This is a genomic window from Thioalkalivibrio sp. (assembly GCF_041685615.1).
GTDB lineage: Bacteria > Pseudomonadota > Gammaproteobacteria > Ectothiorhodospirales > Ectothiorhodospiraceae > Thioalkalivibrio.
On the sequence record NZ_JAWLFK010000001.1, the window covers coordinates 19,657 to 39,223 of the forward strand.

The window sequence follows — 19,567 nt, forward strand, 5'->3', positions numbered from 1 at the left end:
CATGCATTGATAGTGTTTTTTTCGGTTTTTCTCGTGCGCCCCGTCGAAACCCCTTTGATATCCATCGCTTGGGAACGAATTTAATTTCGGGCCGGCACCCGTCGAAGCGATTTCGAGCCGACAGCGGCAGGAAAAACGGCTGCGGCCGCCGTTCGCCTCAGCCAGCCCCCTCCCCGCCCGGCGGGGTTGCGACGACTTCATCCAGCGCCAGCGGCAGCGGAACATGCAGCGATGCCGCCATCACCCGCAGCAGCTCGACTTCGGCCGCGACCACCTGCCCGCCATGGCCCGCGGTGGCCACCATCGCGCGGATCAGGCGATCCTTGTCGCGCATGCGCAGGGCATCCAGCTGTTCCAGAACGCGGTCCAGCACGCTGGCCCAGGCACGCGCACCCGCCACCCCGGTCAGGGCCTCCGGGATTTCGGCCGCCAGCGGCAGGGTCCCGGTCAGTACGCCGATACCGGCCGTGAGCGCCGCGCTCGCCGCCGCGGGGTCGTCCGGATGACCGTGATGCGCCAGAACCGCCAGCAGGTAGTGCGCGTTTTCCTGATAGGCATCCAGCGAGGCATGCCCTGGGCGGGACGCCCCCGCCGGGTCCTGAACATCGCGGAGTTGCCGGTCCAGAAGATGCCCCAGCGCGTATTCGAACACCACCACCTGGCCGTCGACATGAATCAGACGATCGACCAGTTTCCGAAGCCGTGTCCGCTGGTCCGGATCAAGCCGACGCAGTGTCGGAAACCCGAGTTCCAGAAGCGGCAGGCGCAGATCCTCGCGCAGCACCGGTTCCGCATCCCGCAGGCGCCGCACGGCCTCCTGGCGCTCGCGACCCAGCGCCTCGCCAATCATCGCCAGCTGGCGCTCGCGCGCCTCGGTCTCGCGGCTCAGGAGCAAATACAACACCACATCGATCACCCGCGCCTCCGAGCGCGCTGCCCAGGCGAGCGGCCCCGGGATGGCCGCGAGCAGCATGCCGGCGCCCAGGAAGTGGGTAAGCGCCGGGTGCCCACCGAGGGCATCGCCCACGGCCTCTGCACCCGGCAGGCGCCCCTCGCGCTCGCGCTGCATGCCGTCCACCGCACGCTCGCGGGCGCGTTTGCGTACCCGGGCATTGAGCCGTTCGCGCAGCCCCTTCAGCTCTTCGGGGTCGAACTGCGGCTGGAGGATTCGCACGCGGTCCAGCAATGGCGGGTGGGTCTCGAAGATCTGCCCGATCGCGTCGCTGGCGAACAGCATGTGGCTGATCTCCTCGGTGTTGCCGTTCAGCCCGGCATAGCGCGTCGCGACCTTTTTCAGCGCCCCGGTCAGGCCATCCGGCTCGCGGGTGAACTGCACGGCGTGGGCATCCGCCAGGTATTCGCGCTGGCGCGAGATGCCCGCCCGGATCCAGCGCGCCAGGGCCAGCCCGGCATAGCCGACCACGATCAGGGTGACACTGAGCACCCCGATCCCGGTTTCCGCGCCGTCGCCCTGGTGCCGGCGCCGCCGGCGGGTCAGCCCGCCCTGGCCCAGCAAGGCCAGGACCTCGATTCCGTAGAGGACGCCGATCAGGCGCATGTTGAGGCGCATGTCGCCATTGAGGATATGCCCGAACTCGTGCGCCACCACCCCCTTCAGCTCCGACCGTTCGAGGCTGTCCAGCGCGCCGCGGGTCACGGCGATCACCGCGTCGTGCGGCGCAAAGCCGGCGGCGAAGGCATTGATGCCCAGGTCTTGCTCGAGCACGTAGATCTCGGGCACCGGCACCCCCGAGGCGATCGCCATCTCCTCGACGACGTTACGCAACAGACGTTGCTGCGGATCGGCGGGATGGCCTTCGAGGCGGACACCCCCCATCTCCAGTGCAATCAGGCGGCCACCACCCTCACGCAGCCGCCAGGCGCGGTACAGGCTCGCGAGGACAATCAGGCCCGCCGTGAGGCCCATGGTCCAGGCGGTAGCCTCGGCGCCACCCCCAATGGCCCAGACAATCAGCCCCAGAGACCCGACGATCACCAGCACCGCCACGACGAACAGCACCAGCAATAAGCGGGTCCTGCGTTGCGCCTGGTCCTGCTGCCGGAAGAAATTCATGGCCGCCCCTTGCCACCGGGAAACGGCCACCACACGCGTACAGGGGGGCCGCGAGCCGAGCGTAGCAGGGCAGGGGGTGCGGGGGAATCGGTCGCCTGCGTCTGCGGCGAAGCCGGACGACCAGGGGCTGTTCAGTCGCCGGCGACCGTCATGGACTCGACCAAGATGGAACCGGTGTGGATGTTGCCGCGGCGGTCGACGTCGGTGCCCACGGCCGCCATCCGCTGGAACATGTCCTTCAGGTTGCCGGCGATGGTGATCTCCTCCACCGGGTACTGCAGCTCGCCGTTCTCCACCCAGAAACCGGCCGCCCCCCGCGAGTAGTCGCCGGTGACCATGTTCACCCCCTGGCCGATCAACTCGGTGACGAGGAACCCGGTCCCCATCTCCGCCAGCAGGGAGGCGAAGTCCTTGTCACCCGGGGCCACGGTCACATTGCGCGCCCCACCGGCGTTGCCGGTGGTCTCGAGCCCGAGACGGCGCGCCGCGTAACTGTCGAGGGTGTAACTTTGCAGCACGCCGTCGGCGATCAGGGGGCGGTTGCGGGTGCGCACGCCCTCGCCATCAAAGGGCGCGCTACCCAGCGCGCGCGGGGTCAGCGGGCACTCCTCGATCTGCATCCAGGCGGGGAACACTGTCTCGCCGACGGCGTTCAGCAGGAACGAGCTCTCGCGGTACTGCGCCGGACCGGAGATCGCACGGGTGAAGCTGCCAATCAGCGTGCGCGCCATCTCCGGCGCGAACAGCACCGGACAGTTACGGGTGGACAGCTTGCGCCCGCCCAGCCGGCGCACGGTGCGCTCGGCGGCCTCGCGACCGACCTGCTCGGCGGCGATCAGGTCATCCGCGTGCCGCGCGACAGTGTAGGCATAGTCGCGCTGCATGCCGGCAGCATTGCGGGCCACCAGCGCGCAGGACAGCGAGTGGCGCGTGCTGCGATAACCGCCCATGAACCCCTGGCTGTCACCGAGAAAGGCGATCGCGCGCCGGGTACTGATACTGGCACCCTCGGAGTTCTCGATGCGCTCGTCGGCCGCGAATCCGGCGGCCTCAATGGCACGCGCCAGCTCGGTGGCATCAGCGGCGCCGCAATCCCACGGGTGGTCCAGATCGAGGTCATCCCAGTCGGCCGCCTTGAACGCGGGGTCGGGCATCCCGGCGTACGGGTCCGGCTCGGTATAGCGGGCAATGCGGCAGGCCGCCTCGACCGTGTCGATCAGGGCCTGGTCGCTGAAATCGGTGGTGGAGGCAGCGCCCTTGGATTGGCCGATATAGACGATCAGCGAAAGGCTCTGGTCGCGCTCGTGCTCGAGCGTCTCGATCTCGCCCTTGCGCACGCCCAGCTCCAGGCCGACGCTGTGGCTGACCACGGTCTGGACGCCCGAGGCACCGCGCTCGCGCGCGGCCTCCAGCGTGCGCTGCACCCGCGCCTGGAGGGACTCCGGCGAATGGGACAGGGCCTGGACCTCGCCTTCCTGGGACACGGGTTCCGGGATCGCGCGTTCGGGAGATGTACTCATGCAGGGTTCCGCTACTCGATGGCTGATCGGGGATCTTGAGGAAAAGGCCCCGGGCCGTATGGCCCGGGCGGGGACCGGTCGAGGGCCTTCTAGTCGAACCGGGTGCCGTGCTTGTGGACCGCGCCGGCGTTGCCCCAGCGCTCCATGTCGTCGACGTGCACGCCGACCCAGTAGAGCATGCCGACGCTGTCGCGCGTCCAGCCGCCCACCAGGTCCTGGCCTTCGCCCAGCTCGATGTGGTGGGCGAATTGCTCGGCCTTTTCACGCGCACGGAAGACATGCCACTGCACGATCTTGTCGTGGCCGTTCCCTTCCGGCAGGGAACGTTCCTGTTCAAGGAAATCGAGATTCATTCTGCTGCCTCCTTGTCGCCCTTTTTTCCGGTGCCGCGCCCGTCAGGCCGCCTGGGTACCGCCCACGGTCATGCCATCAATGCGAAGCGTGGGCTGCCCCACGCCGACCGGCACGCCCTGGCCCTCCTTGCCGCAGGTGCCGATGCCGGAATCGAGCTTCATGTCGTTCCCGATCATGGACACCCGAGTCAGGACATCCGGACCATTCCCGATCAGGGTCGCACCCTTGACCGGGTACGTCACCTTGCCGTTCTCCACCCGGTAGGCCTCCGAAGCGGAAAACACGAACTTGCCGGAGGTGATATCCACCTGGCCACCGCCAAAGTTGACCGCGTACAGGCCATCGTCCACCGAGGCCAGGATCTCCTCCGGATCAGCGTCGCCCCCGAGCATGTAGGTATTGGTCATGCGCGGCATCGGGAGCCGGGCATAGGACTCGCGGCGGCCATTGCCAGTCGAGCCCGTACCCATCAGCCGGGCGTTCATCTCGTCCTGCATGTAGCCACGCAGCACGCCGTCCTCGATCAGCACGGTTTGCTGGGTCGGGTTGCCCTCGTCGTCGACATTCAGCGATCCGCGACGACCCTCCAGGGTGCCGTCGTCGACAATGGTGATGCCCCGGGCCGCCACCTGTTCGCCGACGCGCCCGGAGAACGCCGAGGTCCCCTTGCGGTTGAAATCCCCCTCCAGCCCGTGGCCAATGGCCTCGTGCAGCAGCACGCCCGGCCAGCCGGGGCCCAGCACCACCTTCATGGTGCCGGCCGGGGCCTCGCGTGCCTCAAGGTTCACCAGGGCCTGGCGCACCGCCTCGCGGGCATAGCCGGCGGCACGACCCTCCTCCCGGAAGTACTGGTAGCCGAAGCGACCGCCACCACCGGACGTACCGGACTCGCGCCGGCCGCCCTGCTCGACGATGACCTGCACATTCAGGCGCACCAGCGGACGCACATCAGTGGTCATTTCGCCACGGGCGTTGAGCACCAGCACAACCTCGTGTACCCCGGCCAGCGAACACATCACCTGGGTCACGCGGGAATCCTCGGCGCGGGCGACGGCGTCCACTTCCTTGAGGAGATCGATCTTCGCCTGCTCGCCGAGCGAATCCAGCGGGTTGTCGGGGGCATAAAGCGCCGGGCACGAGGGCGAACGCGACGCCACCGCGATGCGCCCGCTCTGGCCGGCGCTGGCGATGCTGCGCGCGGTCTTCGCGGCCTCCAGCATGGCCGGCATCGCGATGTCGTCGGAGTAGGCGAACCCGGTCTGCTCGCCGCGCACCACGCGGATACCGACCCCGCGCTCGATATTGAAGCTGGCGGATTTCACGATGCCATCCTCCAGCGACCAGCCTTCCTGGCTGGCGAACTGGAAGTAGCAGTCCCCCCCATCGATACCGTGACCGAAGGTGGTGCCCAGAAGGGTGCTCAGCTCGCTGTCGCCGAGACCGGCGGGGTCGAGCAGGGTCTGTTGCGCAAGGCGGTCGATCATGGAGTCCTCTTGGGTTCCGGAGATCCGTCGTCCCCCCTGAGTGAGGACGGAACGGTGTTCGGCCATTCAGTATGGAGCTTGGGGCACCGCTCGCGCTTTCAAGCGCGCGGGCGTTGCGGGTTTATCCAGCGCCACGGCCAATCGCAAGGCCATCATGTGGTTCCGGGGCACGGCAGGCGGCGGTGCTCAACCGCCGGGAAGCTGTTGCGGATGCGCTCGGCCTGAGTATGGTCCAGATTGGCTACCAGCACCCCGGGATTGCGCTGCAGCTGCCCCACCACGCGCCCCCAGGGGTCCACCAGGGCGCTGTGTCCGAAGGTCTCGCGGCCGTTCACATGGAAACCACCCTGGGCCGCGGAGAGCATGTAGTACTGGTTCTCGATGGCACGGGCCCGCAGCAGGACATCCCAGTGTGCCTGTCCGGTCTGCGCGGTGAAGGCCGCCGGCAGGGCCACCCATTCCGCGCCCTGGTCCAGCAGTGCCCGGAACAGCTCGGGGAAGCGCAGGTCGTAGCAGATCGCCAGGCCCATGCGCCCCACCGGGGTATCCACGACCACCACGCGGTCACCGCTCTCGAAGACCTTCGACTCGGTGTAGGCCTCGGTGCTGTCGGGCAGACGCACATCAAACAGGTGGATCTTGTCGTAGCGCGCCACCTGCTGCCCCTGATCGTCGAACACCAGACAGGCCGAGCGCGCACGCTTGCCGTCCTTCGTCTGCAACGGGATGGTTCCGCCGACGATCCACAGCCCCAATCGCCGGGCCTGCTCCGCCAGGAATGCCTGTAACGGCCCGGCGCCGTCGGCAACCTCAGCGATCTCGAGGACACCGGTTTCCTGCATACCCATGAAGGCGAAGTTCTCCGGCAGCACGGCCAGGCACGCGCCCTTGTCGGCGGCCTCCTGCAGCAATCGCTTCGCCTCCAGCAGATTCGCCTGGGGCTGGGGTCCGGAGGCCATCTGGATGGCCGCTACCTGAGTCATGTTGCTCCGCTCGTCCGTTGCGAGACCGGCCAGGGCAGCCGAAGCCCTGCCGGGTGTCAATCGTTGTCGGCCCCGTCGGGGTCCGTGACCGGCTGTACCAGCACACGCACCTGCGGGTCATCCCAAGGGCCCGTCACCGCGTACACTACACGGGCCGCCTCTTCTATCTGATCGCCAATCCCCAGCACACGTTCCGCAAGCAGCACCGCGACACCGGTCACGGGCCCGCCCACCAGCGCCCCGACGATCGGGAGCGCGGTGCGCAGGCTGGGGACGACCACGATCTCGTGATCGTAATCGCGCGCCACCAGCCCGGTGCGCCCACTCAGGCGCACCCGCGCCGACGGTCCCTCCATGCGCAGGGTCGGCACGTAGAGATCCCCGTCGCGCAGGGTGGCCTCCGCAGTCAGCTCTCCGAAGGTCAGGCCCTCGGTGAACAGATCGCGGAAATCCAGCCGCAGCCGGCGCGGCAGCACATCCAGGCTGACCAGCCCCAGCAGGCGCCCGGCCCCCGGCTCCACATCCGCCAAGCGCCCGTCCTCCAGTGCCAGATCCATGGAGCCCGCCAGTTGCGCAAGCCGTGGCGCATACAGCGGCCCCGGCCAGGTCAGCGACAGCGAGCCCTCTCCAGAGCCGCCGGACAGGGCCTGCGAGAGCCCCGCCGAGCGCATCGCGGCACCCCAGTCATCGCCGGACAGGGTCGCGTCCAGGCGCGTCTCCGGCAGACCATCGGCGTTCACTTGCCAGGCCCCGACGGTATCCGCGTGCAGGTCGCCCTCCGGGGCCCGCAGCTCCAGTTCCCGGATGACCAGTCCTTCCGTCTGCGGCTCCAGCCCCATTTCGATGTCCGCGAAACGGTAATCCCCCAGCGCCAGGCTGTCGAGCGTCAGGTCCACCGCCGGCCATATCCTCGGGTCCTCGAATGTCCCTTCCGCGACCGGCTTCACCCCCGGATCGGGATCCGCGGCTCCGTTCCACTCAAGGTCCTCCAGGATCAGGCGGTTCAGATGCACCTGCCAGCGGTCTCGCCCCCCCGCCGCCATCGGCCGCCAGCGCGCCTCGCCCGCCAGCCAGTCGGAGGCCACTTCCAGATCCCAGCCGGCATCCCCGCGCCGGCCCAGGAAGCGCACACCGGGGAACTCCCGCTCGCCCCAGCGGATGCGCTCGCGGATATCCAGTTCCAGGCGGCTCAACGCCACCGCTCCATCCCCCTCGCCGTCATCCTCGCCAACCGTTCCCAAGTCCATCTCACCGCCCCAGGGCGCCTCGCGCAGGGCCTCCAGCCACGCCCCCGCATCCAGCTCGGGCAGGCCGGCGCGTACCGAGACACCGGACCCCGGCAGGGCCAGGGGACTGGCCCGGGGAGCACCGATCTCCAGGGCCATGGCCTGCAGCCCCATCCCGCGCACGGCCGTACGGGGCTCGGCACCGCGGACCGCCGGATCCTCGGGTGCGGCCGTCGGCGATAGGCGCATGTGGGCCCGCAGGACTGATCCCAGTGTCAGGTGGCCGATGCCAGCGCCGTCATGCCCCAGCGGGAGGGTCACCTCCAGCCCGCGGGCCTCCTCCGCGGGCTTGCCGATCGGCGCCGGCCAGTCGATCGCAACCCCGACCAGATCCGACCCGAGATCCAGCCGTACACCGTCCACCGCCGGGCCGAGGCGTAGCTGGGCCTCCCAGTGCGCCGAACCATCCAGATAGCGGGCCAGCTCCGGATAGTCCTCCAGCCACGGGTCCAGGGGTTGCTCACCGCGCGCCGTCAGCCGCGCGGTCTCACCATCGAGTGGCCAGTCCGCCCCCACGGTCACGGCCTCGCCATGGACCCGTGCCGAGACCTCCTCGGCGACGATACGGTCGCGGGTATCGAACCGAACCCGACCGTCCACGGCCTCCAGCACCGCGGGCCAGCCCGGGACCTCGGCGCGGGTGCCCCGCAGGTCCACGTCCCCGGCAACGCGGGTCTCGTCCAGCCGTCCTTCCTGCAGCGGCAGGGTCAGGGAGAGCCCCAGCCGGAAGGGGCCATCCAAGCGGGCCTGGTCGCGCAGTTCGGCCGCGTCCTCCAGCAGACCCGCCTCCCGCAGATAGGTCAGCAGATCCGAAGCATCGCCCTCGGCCACACCCTCCAGCTCGAGGACGGCATCCTCCATATCCTCGATCCCGATCCGGGTATCGCGGATATCGGTGTCGAAGATGCGTCCGCGCGCCCCCTCGGCCCGGAAGCTCGCGTTGTGGAACTGGAGCCGGCCCGCGAGGTCCTCGGCCCGCGGCCAGTCCTCCTGGTAGTCGAGGACACCTCCCTCGACATCCGCCCAGAGATCGAACACGCCCTCGTCACCGGCGAACGGGAAGTCCTTCCCGCGCCCGCGGTAAACCATGCCGCCGCCCGTGGAGATACCGCTGACGATGCTGTCCACCAGCCACTGATAGGCGTTCTCCGGCAGGTGGTACAACGGCAGGTAACGTGCGGCGCGCTCGCCGTCGGCACGCAGGATGTCCATGGCGAAGTCCACCCGGGGGCCCGCCTCGTGGCCGTCCAGCCGCATCCGCAACCGGCCCCGAACCGCGGCATCGTCATTGGCGGCATGCAGGCCCTCCCCGGCCAGACGCCAGTGACCCGCGTCGTCGCGCTCGGCGCGCAGCCGGCCGCGCGCGCTGTCCAAAATGACCGGATCGGCCAGCACGCGCGGGACATCGACTTGCAGGCCGCGGCTGTCCAGCAGCAGCTCCACACCGCCGCGGCGCCACTGCAGATAGCCGGCGGCCCCCTGCACACCAAGGCCGTGATCGGCCGCGCGCCAGCCTAGATCGCGCACGTCGGCTTCGGCCCAGACCGGCTTCAGGCGCCCCTCCTCGCGCCGCGCCTCGAAGCGGGCGAGGTCCAGAGTGCCGCGCGGATGCAGCTCGGCGATGCGCCCGGCCAGCTCGGGTGCCGCCTCACGCAGAAGCGTCAGCAGGGGCGCATAGGGCTCGACGTCCACGTCCCGCGCTGCCAGTTCCACCGCATCCACCACCAGCGCACGCGGTTCGCCCTCCAGACGGTACGCCAGGCGCAAATCACCCGAGCCCGGGTGGGTACCGCTCCAGGACGACTGGTGCCGGCCGTCGCGCACGCGCCAGTCGAAACGATGACCGATAGCCGGCCCCACCGGTTCTCCGGCCAGGTTCAGGATGGTCTCGTGATCCCCTCTGAGCCAGGCCATGCGTCCGTCCGCGAGGGCGCCCCACAGGCGCAGCGAGGCCGAACCCTCGGGGGCAGGCCAGCCGAGGTAGGCGAGCCACGGCTGCCAGGCGGACAGTTCGAGTGCGTCGGCCCGCAGGAAGAAACGCGCGTCGCGCAGATCCGCCGCTGGGGCCTGCACACCCAGTTCGAATGATCCGCCCACACCCGGTCCGCCGGCATCCAGAGCGCCTTCCAGATAAAGCCGCAGCGACCCGTCATGGGCGGTTCGCATGGCCGCCCGATCCAGCCGCGCGGCGGACTCGAGGCCGGCGCCACGGTCCTCCCAGACCAGCCGGATTCCCTCCGCCTCGACGTCGGGCCACTGCGCCACGGGGAACGTGAGCAGTCGTCCCTCTCCCATGCCAACCTCGCGACCGTGGAGGGAAAACTGGCCGTCGGTGTGGCGCACCAGCCGCAGTTCCACACCCTCGATTCGCACGGCGAAGGCCAGATGGCGGCTGCGCAGGCTGGCCCCGGCGCTCAGGGAGACCCCGAGGCGATCAATGGGGACGGGCTCGCCGCCCGGCATTTCGACTCGCACGTCCTGTGCCACGAGCGCCGGCGACCAGCCGGCCCAGCCCAGCTCGATACCCGCCGCCGTGACCTCGCGCTCCAGCTGCTCGCTGGCGGTTTTCTCCACCCACGCATGCAGCCCGTCCCAGTGGGGCAGTGCCAGGCGCAATGCGAGGACCGCGATCATCAGGGTGAGCGCCAGGGCCAGGAGCACCCCCAGCGTCACCCGCACATTGCGTGCGCGGATGCTCATTTTCCCCGCGCCCGGTCACGACGCGGCCCGTCCGGCCGACCGGGACCCCGATCCTTGCTGGGTCCGCACGTGTGTTTCACCTTGGCGTCGCTCCCTCCCGGATGGAGACGGGGGCCAGATCCCCCTGGTTCAGACGAAAACCACGTCGAACTGTTCCTGAGTGTAGAGCGTCTCCACCTGGAAGCGGATGGGGATGCCGACGAAGCTCTGCAGTTCCGCCAGCGCGGCGGATTCCTCGTCCAGCAGCAGGTCGATCACGTTCTGCGACGCGAGCACCCGCAACTCGCGCGCGTCGTACTGACGCACTTCGCGCAGGATCTCGCGAAACAGCTCGTAGCACACCGTCTCCGCCGATTTCAGGTAGCCACGCCCGCCGCAAACCTGACACGGCTCGCACATCTGGTGTTCTAGGCTCTCTCGGGTGCGCTTGCGGGTCATCTCCACCAGCCCCAGCGGCGAGACATCGCAGATCTGCGTCTTCACGTGATCGCGTTCCAGGGCCTTTTCCAGCGCGCGGATCACCTGGCGCTTGTGCTCGTCGTCCTGCATGTCGATGAAATCGATGATGATGATTCCGCCCAGATTGCGCAGGCGCAGCTGGCGACCGATCGCCTGGGCCGCCTCCAGGTTGGTCTTGAAGATGGTCTCCTCGAGCTTGCGATGCCCGACGAAGCCACCGGTATTGATGTCGACGGTGGTCATCGCCTCGGTCTGATCGAAGATCAAGTAGCCGCCGGATTTCAGTTCCACCTTGCGCTCCAGGGCACGATGGATCTCCTCCTCGACGTTGAACAGGTCGAAGATCGGGCGCTCGCCCGGATAATGTTCGATGCGGCCGATCAACTCCGGCAGGTAGCGCTCCACGAAGCCACAGACCTTCTGATAGGTCTCGCGCGAGTCGATACGGATGCGCTCGATATCCACACCCACCATGTCGCGCAGGATACGCTCGACCAGCGGCAGGTCGACGTAGACCTCGGTCCCCGGCGGCGCCCCGGCGGCCCGCTCCTGCAGGCCGTCCCAGACCTTCTTCAGGAAAGCCGTGTCGTTGTACATCGCCTCGTAGTCCGCCAATTCCGCGGCGGTGCGCACGATAAAGCCGTGCTGGGGCGCCAGTTCGTCGCGCAGCTGCTCGATGGACTCGCGCAGCCGTGCGCGCACACCCTCGTCCTCGATGCGCGTGCTCACGCCGACGTTGGACTGGTTCGGCATCAGCACCAGGTTGCGCGATGGCAGCGTGATGTAGGTCGTCAGGCGCGCGCCCTTGGAGCCGAGCGGATCCTTGACCGCCTGCACCAGAATCTCCTGCCCGTCGCGCAGCAGCTCGCGGATGCCCTCGCGGGCCGCGGGGGCCGGCGCACCGTTTCCGTTGCCATTGCCCGCGGGCGATGTCCCCGTGGAGATGCCCTGGCCATTGAGCTCCTCGCGCTCCACCGGGGCCACGTCGGAGGCATGCAGGAAGGCCGTGCGCTCCAGCCCGATATCCACGAAGGCCGCGTCCATGCCCGGCAGCACGCGCACCACCCGGCCCTTGTAGATATTGCCCACGATGCCGCGGCGGTGGGTACGTTCCAGGTGCAGCTCGGTCAGGACGCCATTTTCCACCAGGGCCACGCGGCTCTCTTGGGGCGTCACGTTCATCAGGATCTCGGTTCCGGTCATGCGCTCTTCTTGTTCTTGATTTCACGGGCAGACCGCCAAACCCGCGCGCGGGCGGGGCGGCGGTCCGGGATGTCGGCTACTTCGAGACGGCTTCCGCCGGGTCGGTCTCGGCCGCCGGCGGAGGCCGCTGGGCACGTGGCCAGGACTTAATCACCGCGTGTACCAGGGTCGCCAGCGGGATGGCGAAGAACACCCCCCACAGGCCCCAGATGCCGCCGAACACGAACACCGCGGCGATGATTGCCACCGGGTGCAGGTTGACGACCTCCGAAAACAGCAATGGCACCAGCACATTGCCGTCGAGGAACTGGATCACCCCGTAGGCAATCAGCACCCAGGCAAACTCGGAACTCAGCCCGAACTGGAAGTACGCGACCGCGGCGACCGGGATGGTCACCACGGCCGCGCCGATATACGGGATGATCACCGAGATGCCCACCATGAACGACAGCAGGACGGCGTACTCCAGCCCGAACCAGTTGAAGGTCAGGAAGCTGACTGCCCAGACCATGACGATCTCGATGAACTTGCCGCGCACATAGCTGGCGATCTTCAGGTTCACCTCGCGCCAGACCTGGCTGGCCAGGTGGGTATCCCGGGGCATGAAACCACGCACCCAGCCGAGGATCAGGTCGCGGTCCTTGAGCATGAAGAACACCATCAGCGGGACCACGACCAGGTAGATCACCACGTCCACGATGTGCCGCGCCGAAGACAGCGAGAACGACACCACGCGCTGCCCCAGCAGGGTCGCCTCGGCGCGGATGGCGCCCATCAGCTCAAGCACCTGATCGTCGGTAATCAGCTGTGGATAGCGCTCGGGGAGCTGCAACAGCAGGTTCTGGCCCTCGGAGATCATGCCCGGCAGTTCGCGCACCAGTTGGGTCACCTGGGCCGACATCAGCGGGACCACGCTGAACAGCGCGGCGACCGTCAGCGCCAGAAAGGCCAGCAGCACGAAGGTCACGGCGAGGATGCGCGGGATGTGGAAGCGCGCGAGCTTTTGCACCGCCCCCTCCAGCAGGTAGGCGATGATTAGCGAGGCCAGTAGCGGCGCCAGGATACGCCCGGCAAAGATGATGATCAGGAACCCCGCCAGCAGCAGAAACGCCAGAATCACCACCTGCGGGTCGGTGAAATGACGCTGGTACCACTGGCGCAGGATGTCGATCATCGCGAGGGCGTTCCCGAGTCCGGGTCGTCACCGGCATCCGCCCGTCGCGCGGGATCCTGCGCGACGGCCTTCTCGTAATGGGTGCGGAAGACCACCTCGAGCTCGTCGATCACCTCCACCGCCGGGCGCCCCTGCATCACGTGCTGCCCCATCAGGGCCGAGGTCTCGTTCAGCAGCTTGGAGCGATCCAGCATGTGATAGGTCGCGGACAGCCGGCGCATCGCCTTGATCACCGACTCGTTCTCCGGGCGCGGAATGGGTTCCGGTTCGGGGACCGGCTCCGGCGCGGGAGCCGGCGACTCCTGCTCCAGGAAACGGGCAAACTTCAGCAAGCTGGCCTGGTCCTCGGGCGACAGCCGCGCGGCGATCTCGGCGATCGCCCTGGCCGGGTCCTCGCGGCCCTTCTTGCGCGCGCCGCCGAGCACCGAGCCGAGATCCCCACCGGGCAGGCCCCCGTCGTTGCCCGTGCCGAGCGGTGGAATCATCCCTCGTCCTCGATCTTCAGGCTGAACACCGGCATCTTGCGGCGTTCCTGCATCAGGCCCAGCGCCTTCACCAGGGCCACGATCACGTCCTCGGTCACCTTCTGCATCTCGCCCCATTCCATGCGCGCCTCGCCCAGGAGCTCACCCATGTTCGGGGGCGGGTTGTGGCGCGCCTCCATGATGATGTCCTCGAGCATCCCGGGCTTCATCTCGGGTCGGAACAGGATGCCATAGGTCAGTTCGTCCGGCCGGACCGCCAGCCAGTCGCCGTCGTCGTCCACCAGGACCGGCTGGACGTCCTCCGGCAGGTCCACCCGGCCGTTGACCAGCTGCAGGACCCGGCGGCCGTCCAGGGCCTCCGCCAGTTCGTCGCCCTGCCCGGCCGCGGTCTTGTGGGCGGTGACGAAGCGGGCGCGGTACATCGGGTCCTCCTGGGCGGTGCCGCCGGCCTGCTCGGCCACGAGCAACCCGCCCATGCCGATTCCCACCACCGGACGCTTCGAACGGCGGAAAATATCGATCAGCGAAAGCTCATCGGGGACCTGGGGATTCTCCTCGTGATCCGCGGTCGGCCAGGCACCGCCCAGCAGCCACAACCCGTCGAACTGCGCGGCGGATCCCGGCAGGTCCTGCCCCACGAAGGGGCGGTAATAGGAGAACCCGATATCGCGTTTTTCCAGCTGCGACTCGATCAGGCCGAGAAACTCGGAATACGTATGCTGCACCACGCAGTAATTCTTCATGTCGCGTCAATCCTGTTTGAATTCGGGTCGGGGCGAACGGGCCTAACCGGTGCAGTACCCACGCAGGAATTGCATCAGCACCTCCAGCGTGGGCACGCGGAACTTCTGCCGCGCGTGCACCAGCGAGATCGGCCGTTCCAGCGGCGGCGAAAGCGGGAGCGCCACCAGGTCACCGAGGGACAGTTCCTTGGCCACCACCGCCTCGGACAACACCGAGATCCCCATGCCGGCCACCACCGCACCCTTGATCGCCTCCGAGCTGCCCAGTTCCATGCAGCCGCGCAGGCTGTTGCGGTCGTATCCGGCGTGCCCAAGGTACTCCATGATGACCTCGCGGGTCCCGGAACCCTCCTCGCGGCATATGAATGGGCGTTCGATGAAATCCGCGACCTGGGCGGTGTCGCGCCCTGCCAGTTCGTGGTCCGGCGGCACAATCAGCCGGAGCTGATCCACCAGGCAGGGCTGCACCTGCAGGCTGCGATGGGTGACCGGGGCCTCGACGATGCCGAGATCCACGCTCCCCTCCTCGACCATCACCACCACACTCTCGGTATTGCCGACGCGCAGGCGGATCCCGATATCCGGATGCTCGCGGCGGAAGGCCCCCAGCAGGGCCGGCAGCATGTATTCCGCCACCGTGGTACTGGCTCCAATCACCAGGGCCCCGCCATCCGCACCCTTCAGCTCACGCAGGGCCGCCTCCAGCTCGCCGTAGGTATCAAAGATGCGCTCGGCATATCGTTGAACCAGGCGGCCGGCGTCCGTCAGTGTCACTCGATTGTGATTGCGATCGAACAACCGGGTGTCCAGCTGCTCTTCCAGTTGACGCACCTGGAAGGTCACCGCGGGCTGCGTCATGTGCAGCACCTCGGCGGCCCGGGTAAAGGACAGCAGCCGCGCCACCGTAAGAAAGACCTGCAAACGCCGATCGGCCATGCTGCCCCGCCCGATAAAGTGGAAATCCGTTCGAACGGGGATGCTACCAAGCCCCCGCGACCGGCAACAGCAACCCCGCGCCGACGCGCGAACCATCCGGCACCCTTGCAAGGACAATTCCACCACGGACGCCACAAGGTCCGTAAGCGTCCTCAAGGCAACAGCACAAACCGGGGAAACCGGTATGCCGCAGTCCCCGTACGATGCCTGGTCGGATGCACGCTCACGGGGAATCCCCGGCCACTGGCGACTCGCCGGGGGTGCCAGTGCAGTGGTGCTGATGGCCCTGATCGCCCTGCTGGTCTACCAGACTGGCGGCACGTCCACCGCCTATCTCAACTTTATCCTGATTCCGGTGCTGCTCGGGGCCGCGCTGTTCGGCCTGTGGGGCGGCCTGGCCTTCGGGCTCCTGGCGGGCGTTGTCCTCGGCCCCCTGATGCCGCTGGACACCGCCGCCGGGCTCGCCCAGCCCGCCCTGAACTGGCTTACGCGCGCGGGCATTTATGTCGTGCTCGGCGGGTTCTCCGGCTGGCTGTTCGACACCGTGTGCCGACACTCCAACCGGCTCCTGGAACAGGCCTACCACAACCCGGTAACCGGCCTGCCGAACCGCGAATCGCTGGAACAGTACGTGCACCAACTGATGCAGGAGGCGGACCGCCCCGAGGCCCGAGCCACCCGTGTGTTCGTGATCAGCCTGCAGATGGACAACTACCCCGACAGCATCGGCGCGCTGGGCTTCGCCGCCGAACGCCCCCTGCTGCGTGCCATTACCCAGCGCCTGCAAGCGGTGGCCGCACCCGCCGGCGCCACGCTGTTCCACGTCCATGACGACCACTTCGCATTGATCCTGCCGCACCGCAGCCGCAAGGACGCCCTGGCGGTCACACGCAGCGCGATCGACAGCCTGCAGGCCCCGTTCGAGGTTCTCGATATCCCGGTCTATCTCGGCGCCCACGCGGGCGTGTCGTCCTTTCCTTTCCATGAACAGGACGAACCGACCCGCCTGCTCACCAAGGCCTGGATGGCGATGCACGAGGCCAGCCACTCCGGCCGCCGTTCTCGTAGTTACAACCGGCACCGCGACGACCACAGCCTGGACACGGTGGAACTGCTGGGCTAGCTACAGAGCGCGCTCTACGATGGCTAGCTGCACCTGCACTACCAGCCCAAGGTCGAGCTCGCGAGCGGGCACGTGATGGGTCTCGAGGCCCTGCTGCGCTGGGAGCATCCTACCCGCGGACGCATCGCGCCCGGGGCGTTCATCCCGCCCGCCGAACGCACCGGGTTGATCCACGCCCTCACGGACCGGGTCCTCGACCTGGCACTGGCCGACATCACCCGGCTTCGCGCGCAGGGCCTGGAAATGCCGGTCAGTGTGAACATCTCGGCCCCCAACTTCCTGGATCCGCTCTTTGCCGAGCACCTGCTGAAAAAGGTCCACGCCTCCGGCCTGCCGCCCTGCGCGGTGGAACTCGAATTTACCGAGACCGCCGTGATGGCCGACCCCGATGAGGTAATCCGCGCACTGCGGCGCCTTACCGGGGCGGGCCTGGAACTCGCCATCGACGACTTTGGCACCGGCTACTCATCGCTCGTCTATCTCAAGCGCATGCCCGTCACCACCCTCAAGATCGACCAGGCCTTCATGCGTCAGATGCTGGGGCACCCGGTCGACGCCCAGATCCCGCGCCAGCATCAGCCTGGCGCGGGATCTGGGCCTGAACGTCGTCGCGGAAGGCGCGGAGGACGCGGAGGACGCGGAGGACGCGGCCACCCTGGAGCGGCTCCGCGAATACGGATGCGATGCGGCCCAGGGCCACGGCATCGCCCGACCAATGCCGCTCGACGCGATGCTCGACTGGGCCCATGTGCAGGGGACCGCATCCGGCCAATGCCAACACCGTCACCAGGGGAACCTCCACTGACGGCGACAAGTCCGGAAGCATGCATTCCCCGGATTCTCCGGCCGCAGACCCCGGTTTTCGGCCCGGCATCCCTTGCGCCGCCCCCGGTGCTGCGCTATAGTCCGCCGTCTTTCTGGTAGACCCAAATTCCGGAGTCCCCGATGGCCCGAGTATGTCAGGTGACCGGCAAGCGCCCGGCGACCGGTAACAACGTTTCGCACGCCCACCGCAAGACGCGGCGGCGCTTCCTGCCCAATCTGCACTCCCACCGTTTCTGGGTGGAGAGCGAGAACCGTTTCGTACGCCTGCGCGTCAGCAGCAAGGGCATGCGCATTATCGACAAGCGCGGCATCGACGCGGTCCTGGCGGACTGCCGTGCCCGCGGTGAAAAGATCTAAGGAGGCTTCACGATGGCTGCCAAGTCCGCACGCGACAAGATCCGCCTGGTGTCCTCCGCCGGCACCGGCCACTTCTACACCACGTCCAAGAACAAGCGGAACATGCCCGAGAAGATGGAGATCAAGAAGTTTGATCCCGTCGTCCGCAAACACGTGATGTACAAGGAAGCCAAGATCAAGTAATCGCGCCCTACAGCACGATGGCCCGGTTACGGGAATGAAAGGGCCCGGCCCGCGAACGCGGAGCCGGGCCCTTTCTGTGTGGGCGTTCCGCAATGTACGCGGCCGAAGGACCCCGGATCCAGACCGCACTCACCCGAGACGCCTCGGCGTTTGCTCAAACCGGATCGGCCTGCCCGCCCGCCCCGGGCGCGTCATTGCCTTCGGCGGCGGTCTCTGCCCAGCGCGTCATCACACGCCCCCAACGATGCGCCGTCGCCGGATCCACTTCGATTTTGGTATAACGTCCGCCATCGCGGATAATAATCCGCAGGAGCGGAACCCCCGAGTCGTGCAGGATCTGGCGCAACTCTACGACTTCGCCAAATGGCGCATTGATCGAATCCATGGTGCGTGTGTTCCTCCCGAGCCGGCCTGCCTCACACAGCCGTGGCCGCCCATCCGTTCTTGACCAAGCGCAAGCATGCAACCAATTTTTGTCGGCCGGCAACCCATCTTCGACGATCAGGAGAATCTGGTCGGCTTCGAACTCCTCTTCCGCGCGGGTCACCTGGATGCCGCTTCGGTCACCGACGGCGATCTGGCCACCTCCGATCTCCTGCGCAGCGCCTTCATCGACATCGGCCTGGAGCACCTGGTCGGCAAGCACCTCGCCTTCGTCAACCTGACGCGCGGCTTTCTCGAGCACGAGGTCATAACCAGCCTGCCGCCGGAGCAGGTGGTGCTGGAGATCCTCGAGGATGTCGAGATCGATGCCGAGGTGATCGCCGCGGTGCGCCGGCTGAAGGGCGAGGGGTTTCGCATCGCGCTGGATGACTACCAGTTCCAGGAAAGCCACGCCGAACTGGTCGAGCTGGCGGACCTGGTCAAGCTGGACGTGCTCAGCCTGGGAGGGGAACGCCTGGAAGAGGAAGTCGCCAAACTGCGTCGCTTCGGCGTCGAACTACTGGCCGAAAAGGTCGAGACCGCCGAGGCATATGCCCACTGCCGGCGCCTCGGGTTCAGCCTCTTCCAGGGGTTTCACCTGTCCTTCCCCCACGTTATCGAAGGCCAGCGTCTGGAGAGCCTCGAACTCGCCCTGTTGCGGCTATTGAAGGCGCTGCAGGCGCCCGACCCCACGCCGGAAGAGCTGGAGGGCCTGATCGCCGCCGAACCGGGGCTTGCCCTCCAGCTATTGCGCATCGCCAACAGCCCGGCCTACCGCGGCCGGCGCGCGACCGATTCCCTGCACGACGCGATCCTGCGCCTGGGACAGGGGCGCATCAAGCGCCTCGCCATGCTGATGGTCTTGCGCGGTTCCGGCGGTCAGACCCAGGGGCTCGAACAGGTCATGATCCGCGCCCGCATGGGCATGCTGATGGCACGCGCCCTGGACCTGCCCCCCGAGGAATGCGAACGCTATTTCACCCTGGGCATGCTCTCAGGCCTGGATCGCGTACTGGGCGTGCCGCTGCGGCGCATCCTGGGCGAGCTGCACCTCTCCAGCGAGATGGAGCAGGCCCTGCTGGAAAGCACCGGCCCACTGGCACCGCTGCTGGCAACCATCGACGCCTTCGAGGGCCCGGTCACTGTGCCGGACCCCGCCCCTACCCCCGTGCCCGCGCCGGTCTCCAGCCGCCTCTATCTAGAGGCCGTGCGCTGGACCGAGGATCTGCTCGCGTTACTGGAAGAGGAATAGGCG

15 protein-coding genes and 1 pseudogene are annotated in these 19,567 nt (G+C 67.8%); 4 read left to right on the forward strand and 12 right to left on the reverse strand.

The window, feature by feature from the left end; translation table 11 throughout:
- Positions 1–157: 157 nt before the first annotated feature.
- The 11 genes from ACESLR_RS00095 to ACESLR_RS00145 form a co-directional block, all read right to left on the reverse strand.
- Positions 158–2,074, reverse strand: coding sequence for a M48 family metalloprotease (locus ACESLR_RS00095; protein ID WP_373024517.1), 1,917 nt, complete (start codon positions 2,072–2,074; stop codon positions 158–160).
- A gap of 131 nt (positions 2,075–2,205) precedes the next feature.
- On the reverse strand, positions 2,206–3,594 hold the full coding sequence (pmbA, locus tag ACESLR_RS00100; protein ID WP_373024516.1) for a metalloprotease PmbA: 1,389 nt from the start codon (positions 3,592–3,594) through the stop codon (positions 2,206–2,208).
- An 89-nt stretch (positions 3,595–3,683) separates the two neighbouring features.
- Entirely contained in the window at positions 3,684–3,947 is a 264-nt protein-coding gene (locus ACESLR_RS00105; protein ID WP_373024515.1) for a hypothetical protein, read from the reverse strand.
- Between the two features lie 42 nt (positions 3,948–3,989).
- Complete coding sequence (gene tldD, locus ACESLR_RS00110) at positions 3,990–5,432, reverse strand: metalloprotease TldD (protein WP_373024514.1); 1,443 nt, start codon at positions 5,430–5,432, stop codon at positions 3,990–3,992.
- 152 nt (positions 5,433–5,584) lie between these two features.
- Positions 5,585–6,415, reverse strand: a complete 831-nt coding sequence (locus ACESLR_RS00115; RefSeq protein ID WP_373024513.1) for a carbon-nitrogen hydrolase family protein — start codon at positions 6,413–6,415, stop codon at positions 5,585–5,587.
- Between the two features lie 56 nt (positions 6,416–6,471).
- The gene (locus ACESLR_RS00120; RefSeq protein WP_373024512.1) at positions 6,472–10,401 is read right to left on the reverse strand and encodes a YhdP family protein; all 3,930 of its coding nucleotides are present in this window, start codon (positions 10,399–10,401) and stop codon (positions 6,472–6,474) included.
- Between the two features lie 129 nt (positions 10,402–10,530).
- Positions 10,531–12,063: a ribonuclease G gene (gene rng, locus ACESLR_RS00125; RefSeq protein ID WP_373024511.1), complete on the reverse strand. Its 1,533-nt coding sequence runs from the start codon at positions 12,061–12,063 to the stop codon at positions 10,531–10,533.
- A 76-nt stretch (positions 12,064–12,139) separates the two neighbouring features.
- The gene (locus tag ACESLR_RS00130; RefSeq protein WP_373024510.1) at positions 12,140–13,237 is read right to left on the reverse strand and encodes an AI-2E family transporter; all 1,098 of its coding nucleotides are present in this window, start codon (positions 13,235–13,237) and stop codon (positions 12,140–12,142) included.
- A complete protein-coding gene (locus ACESLR_RS00135; RefSeq protein ID WP_373024508.1) occupies positions 13,234–13,722 on the reverse strand; it encodes a hypothetical protein in 489 nt (162 codons plus the stop codon). Before ACESLR_RS00135 ends, ACESLR_RS00130 begins: the two co-directional genes overlap by 4 nt.
- On the reverse strand, positions 13,719–14,465 hold the full coding sequence (locus ACESLR_RS00140) for a type 1 glutamine amidotransferase (RefSeq protein ID WP_373024507.1): 747 nt from the start codon (positions 14,463–14,465) through the stop codon (positions 13,719–13,721). Before ACESLR_RS00140 ends, ACESLR_RS00135 begins: the two co-directional genes overlap by 4 nt.
- Before the next feature lie 42 nt (positions 14,466–14,507).
- Complete coding sequence (locus tag ACESLR_RS00145) at positions 14,508–15,401, reverse strand: LysR family transcriptional regulator (RefSeq protein WP_373024505.1); 894 nt, start codon at positions 15,399–15,401, stop codon at positions 14,508–14,510.
- 184 nt (positions 15,402–15,585) lie between these two features.
- Here ACESLR_RS00145 and ACESLR_RS00150 point away from each other — a divergent pair.
- The 3 genes and pseudogenes from ACESLR_RS00150 (at position 15,586) to rpmG (ending at position 17,889) form a co-directional block, all read left to right on the forward strand.
- Positions 15,586–17,329: pseudogene (locus tag ACESLR_RS00150) on the forward strand (putative bifunctional diguanylate cyclase/phosphodiesterase).
- A 140-nt stretch (positions 17,330–17,469) separates the two neighbouring features.
- Positions 17,470–17,706, forward strand: coding sequence for a 50S ribosomal protein L28 (gene rpmB, locus ACESLR_RS00155; RefSeq protein ID WP_018872178.1), 237 nt, complete (start codon positions 17,470–17,472; stop codon positions 17,704–17,706).
- 12 nt (positions 17,707–17,718) lie between these two features.
- Positions 17,719–17,889, forward strand: coding sequence for a 50S ribosomal protein L33 (gene rpmG / locus ACESLR_RS00160; protein WP_017941410.1), 171 nt, complete (start codon positions 17,719–17,721; stop codon positions 17,887–17,889).
- Positions 17,890–18,043: 154 nt separating this feature from the next.
- Here the strand turns inward: rpmG and ACESLR_RS00165 are convergent, their stop codons facing one another.
- The gene (locus ACESLR_RS00165; RefSeq protein ID WP_373024503.1) at positions 18,044–18,274 is read right to left on the reverse strand and encodes a DUF6967 family protein; all 231 of its coding nucleotides are present in this window, start codon (positions 18,272–18,274) and stop codon (positions 18,044–18,046) included.
- 75 nt (positions 18,275–18,349) lie between these two features.
- Here ACESLR_RS00165 and ACESLR_RS00170 point away from each other — a divergent pair, with 75 nt between their 5' ends.
- Positions 18,350–19,564 (forward strand): EAL and HDOD domain-containing protein, encoded by a 1,215-nt coding sequence (locus ACESLR_RS00170; RefSeq protein ID WP_373024502.1) that lies wholly within the window; start codon positions 18,350–18,352, stop codon positions 19,562–19,564.
- The last annotated feature ends 3 nt before the right edge of the window (positions 19,565–19,567 follow it).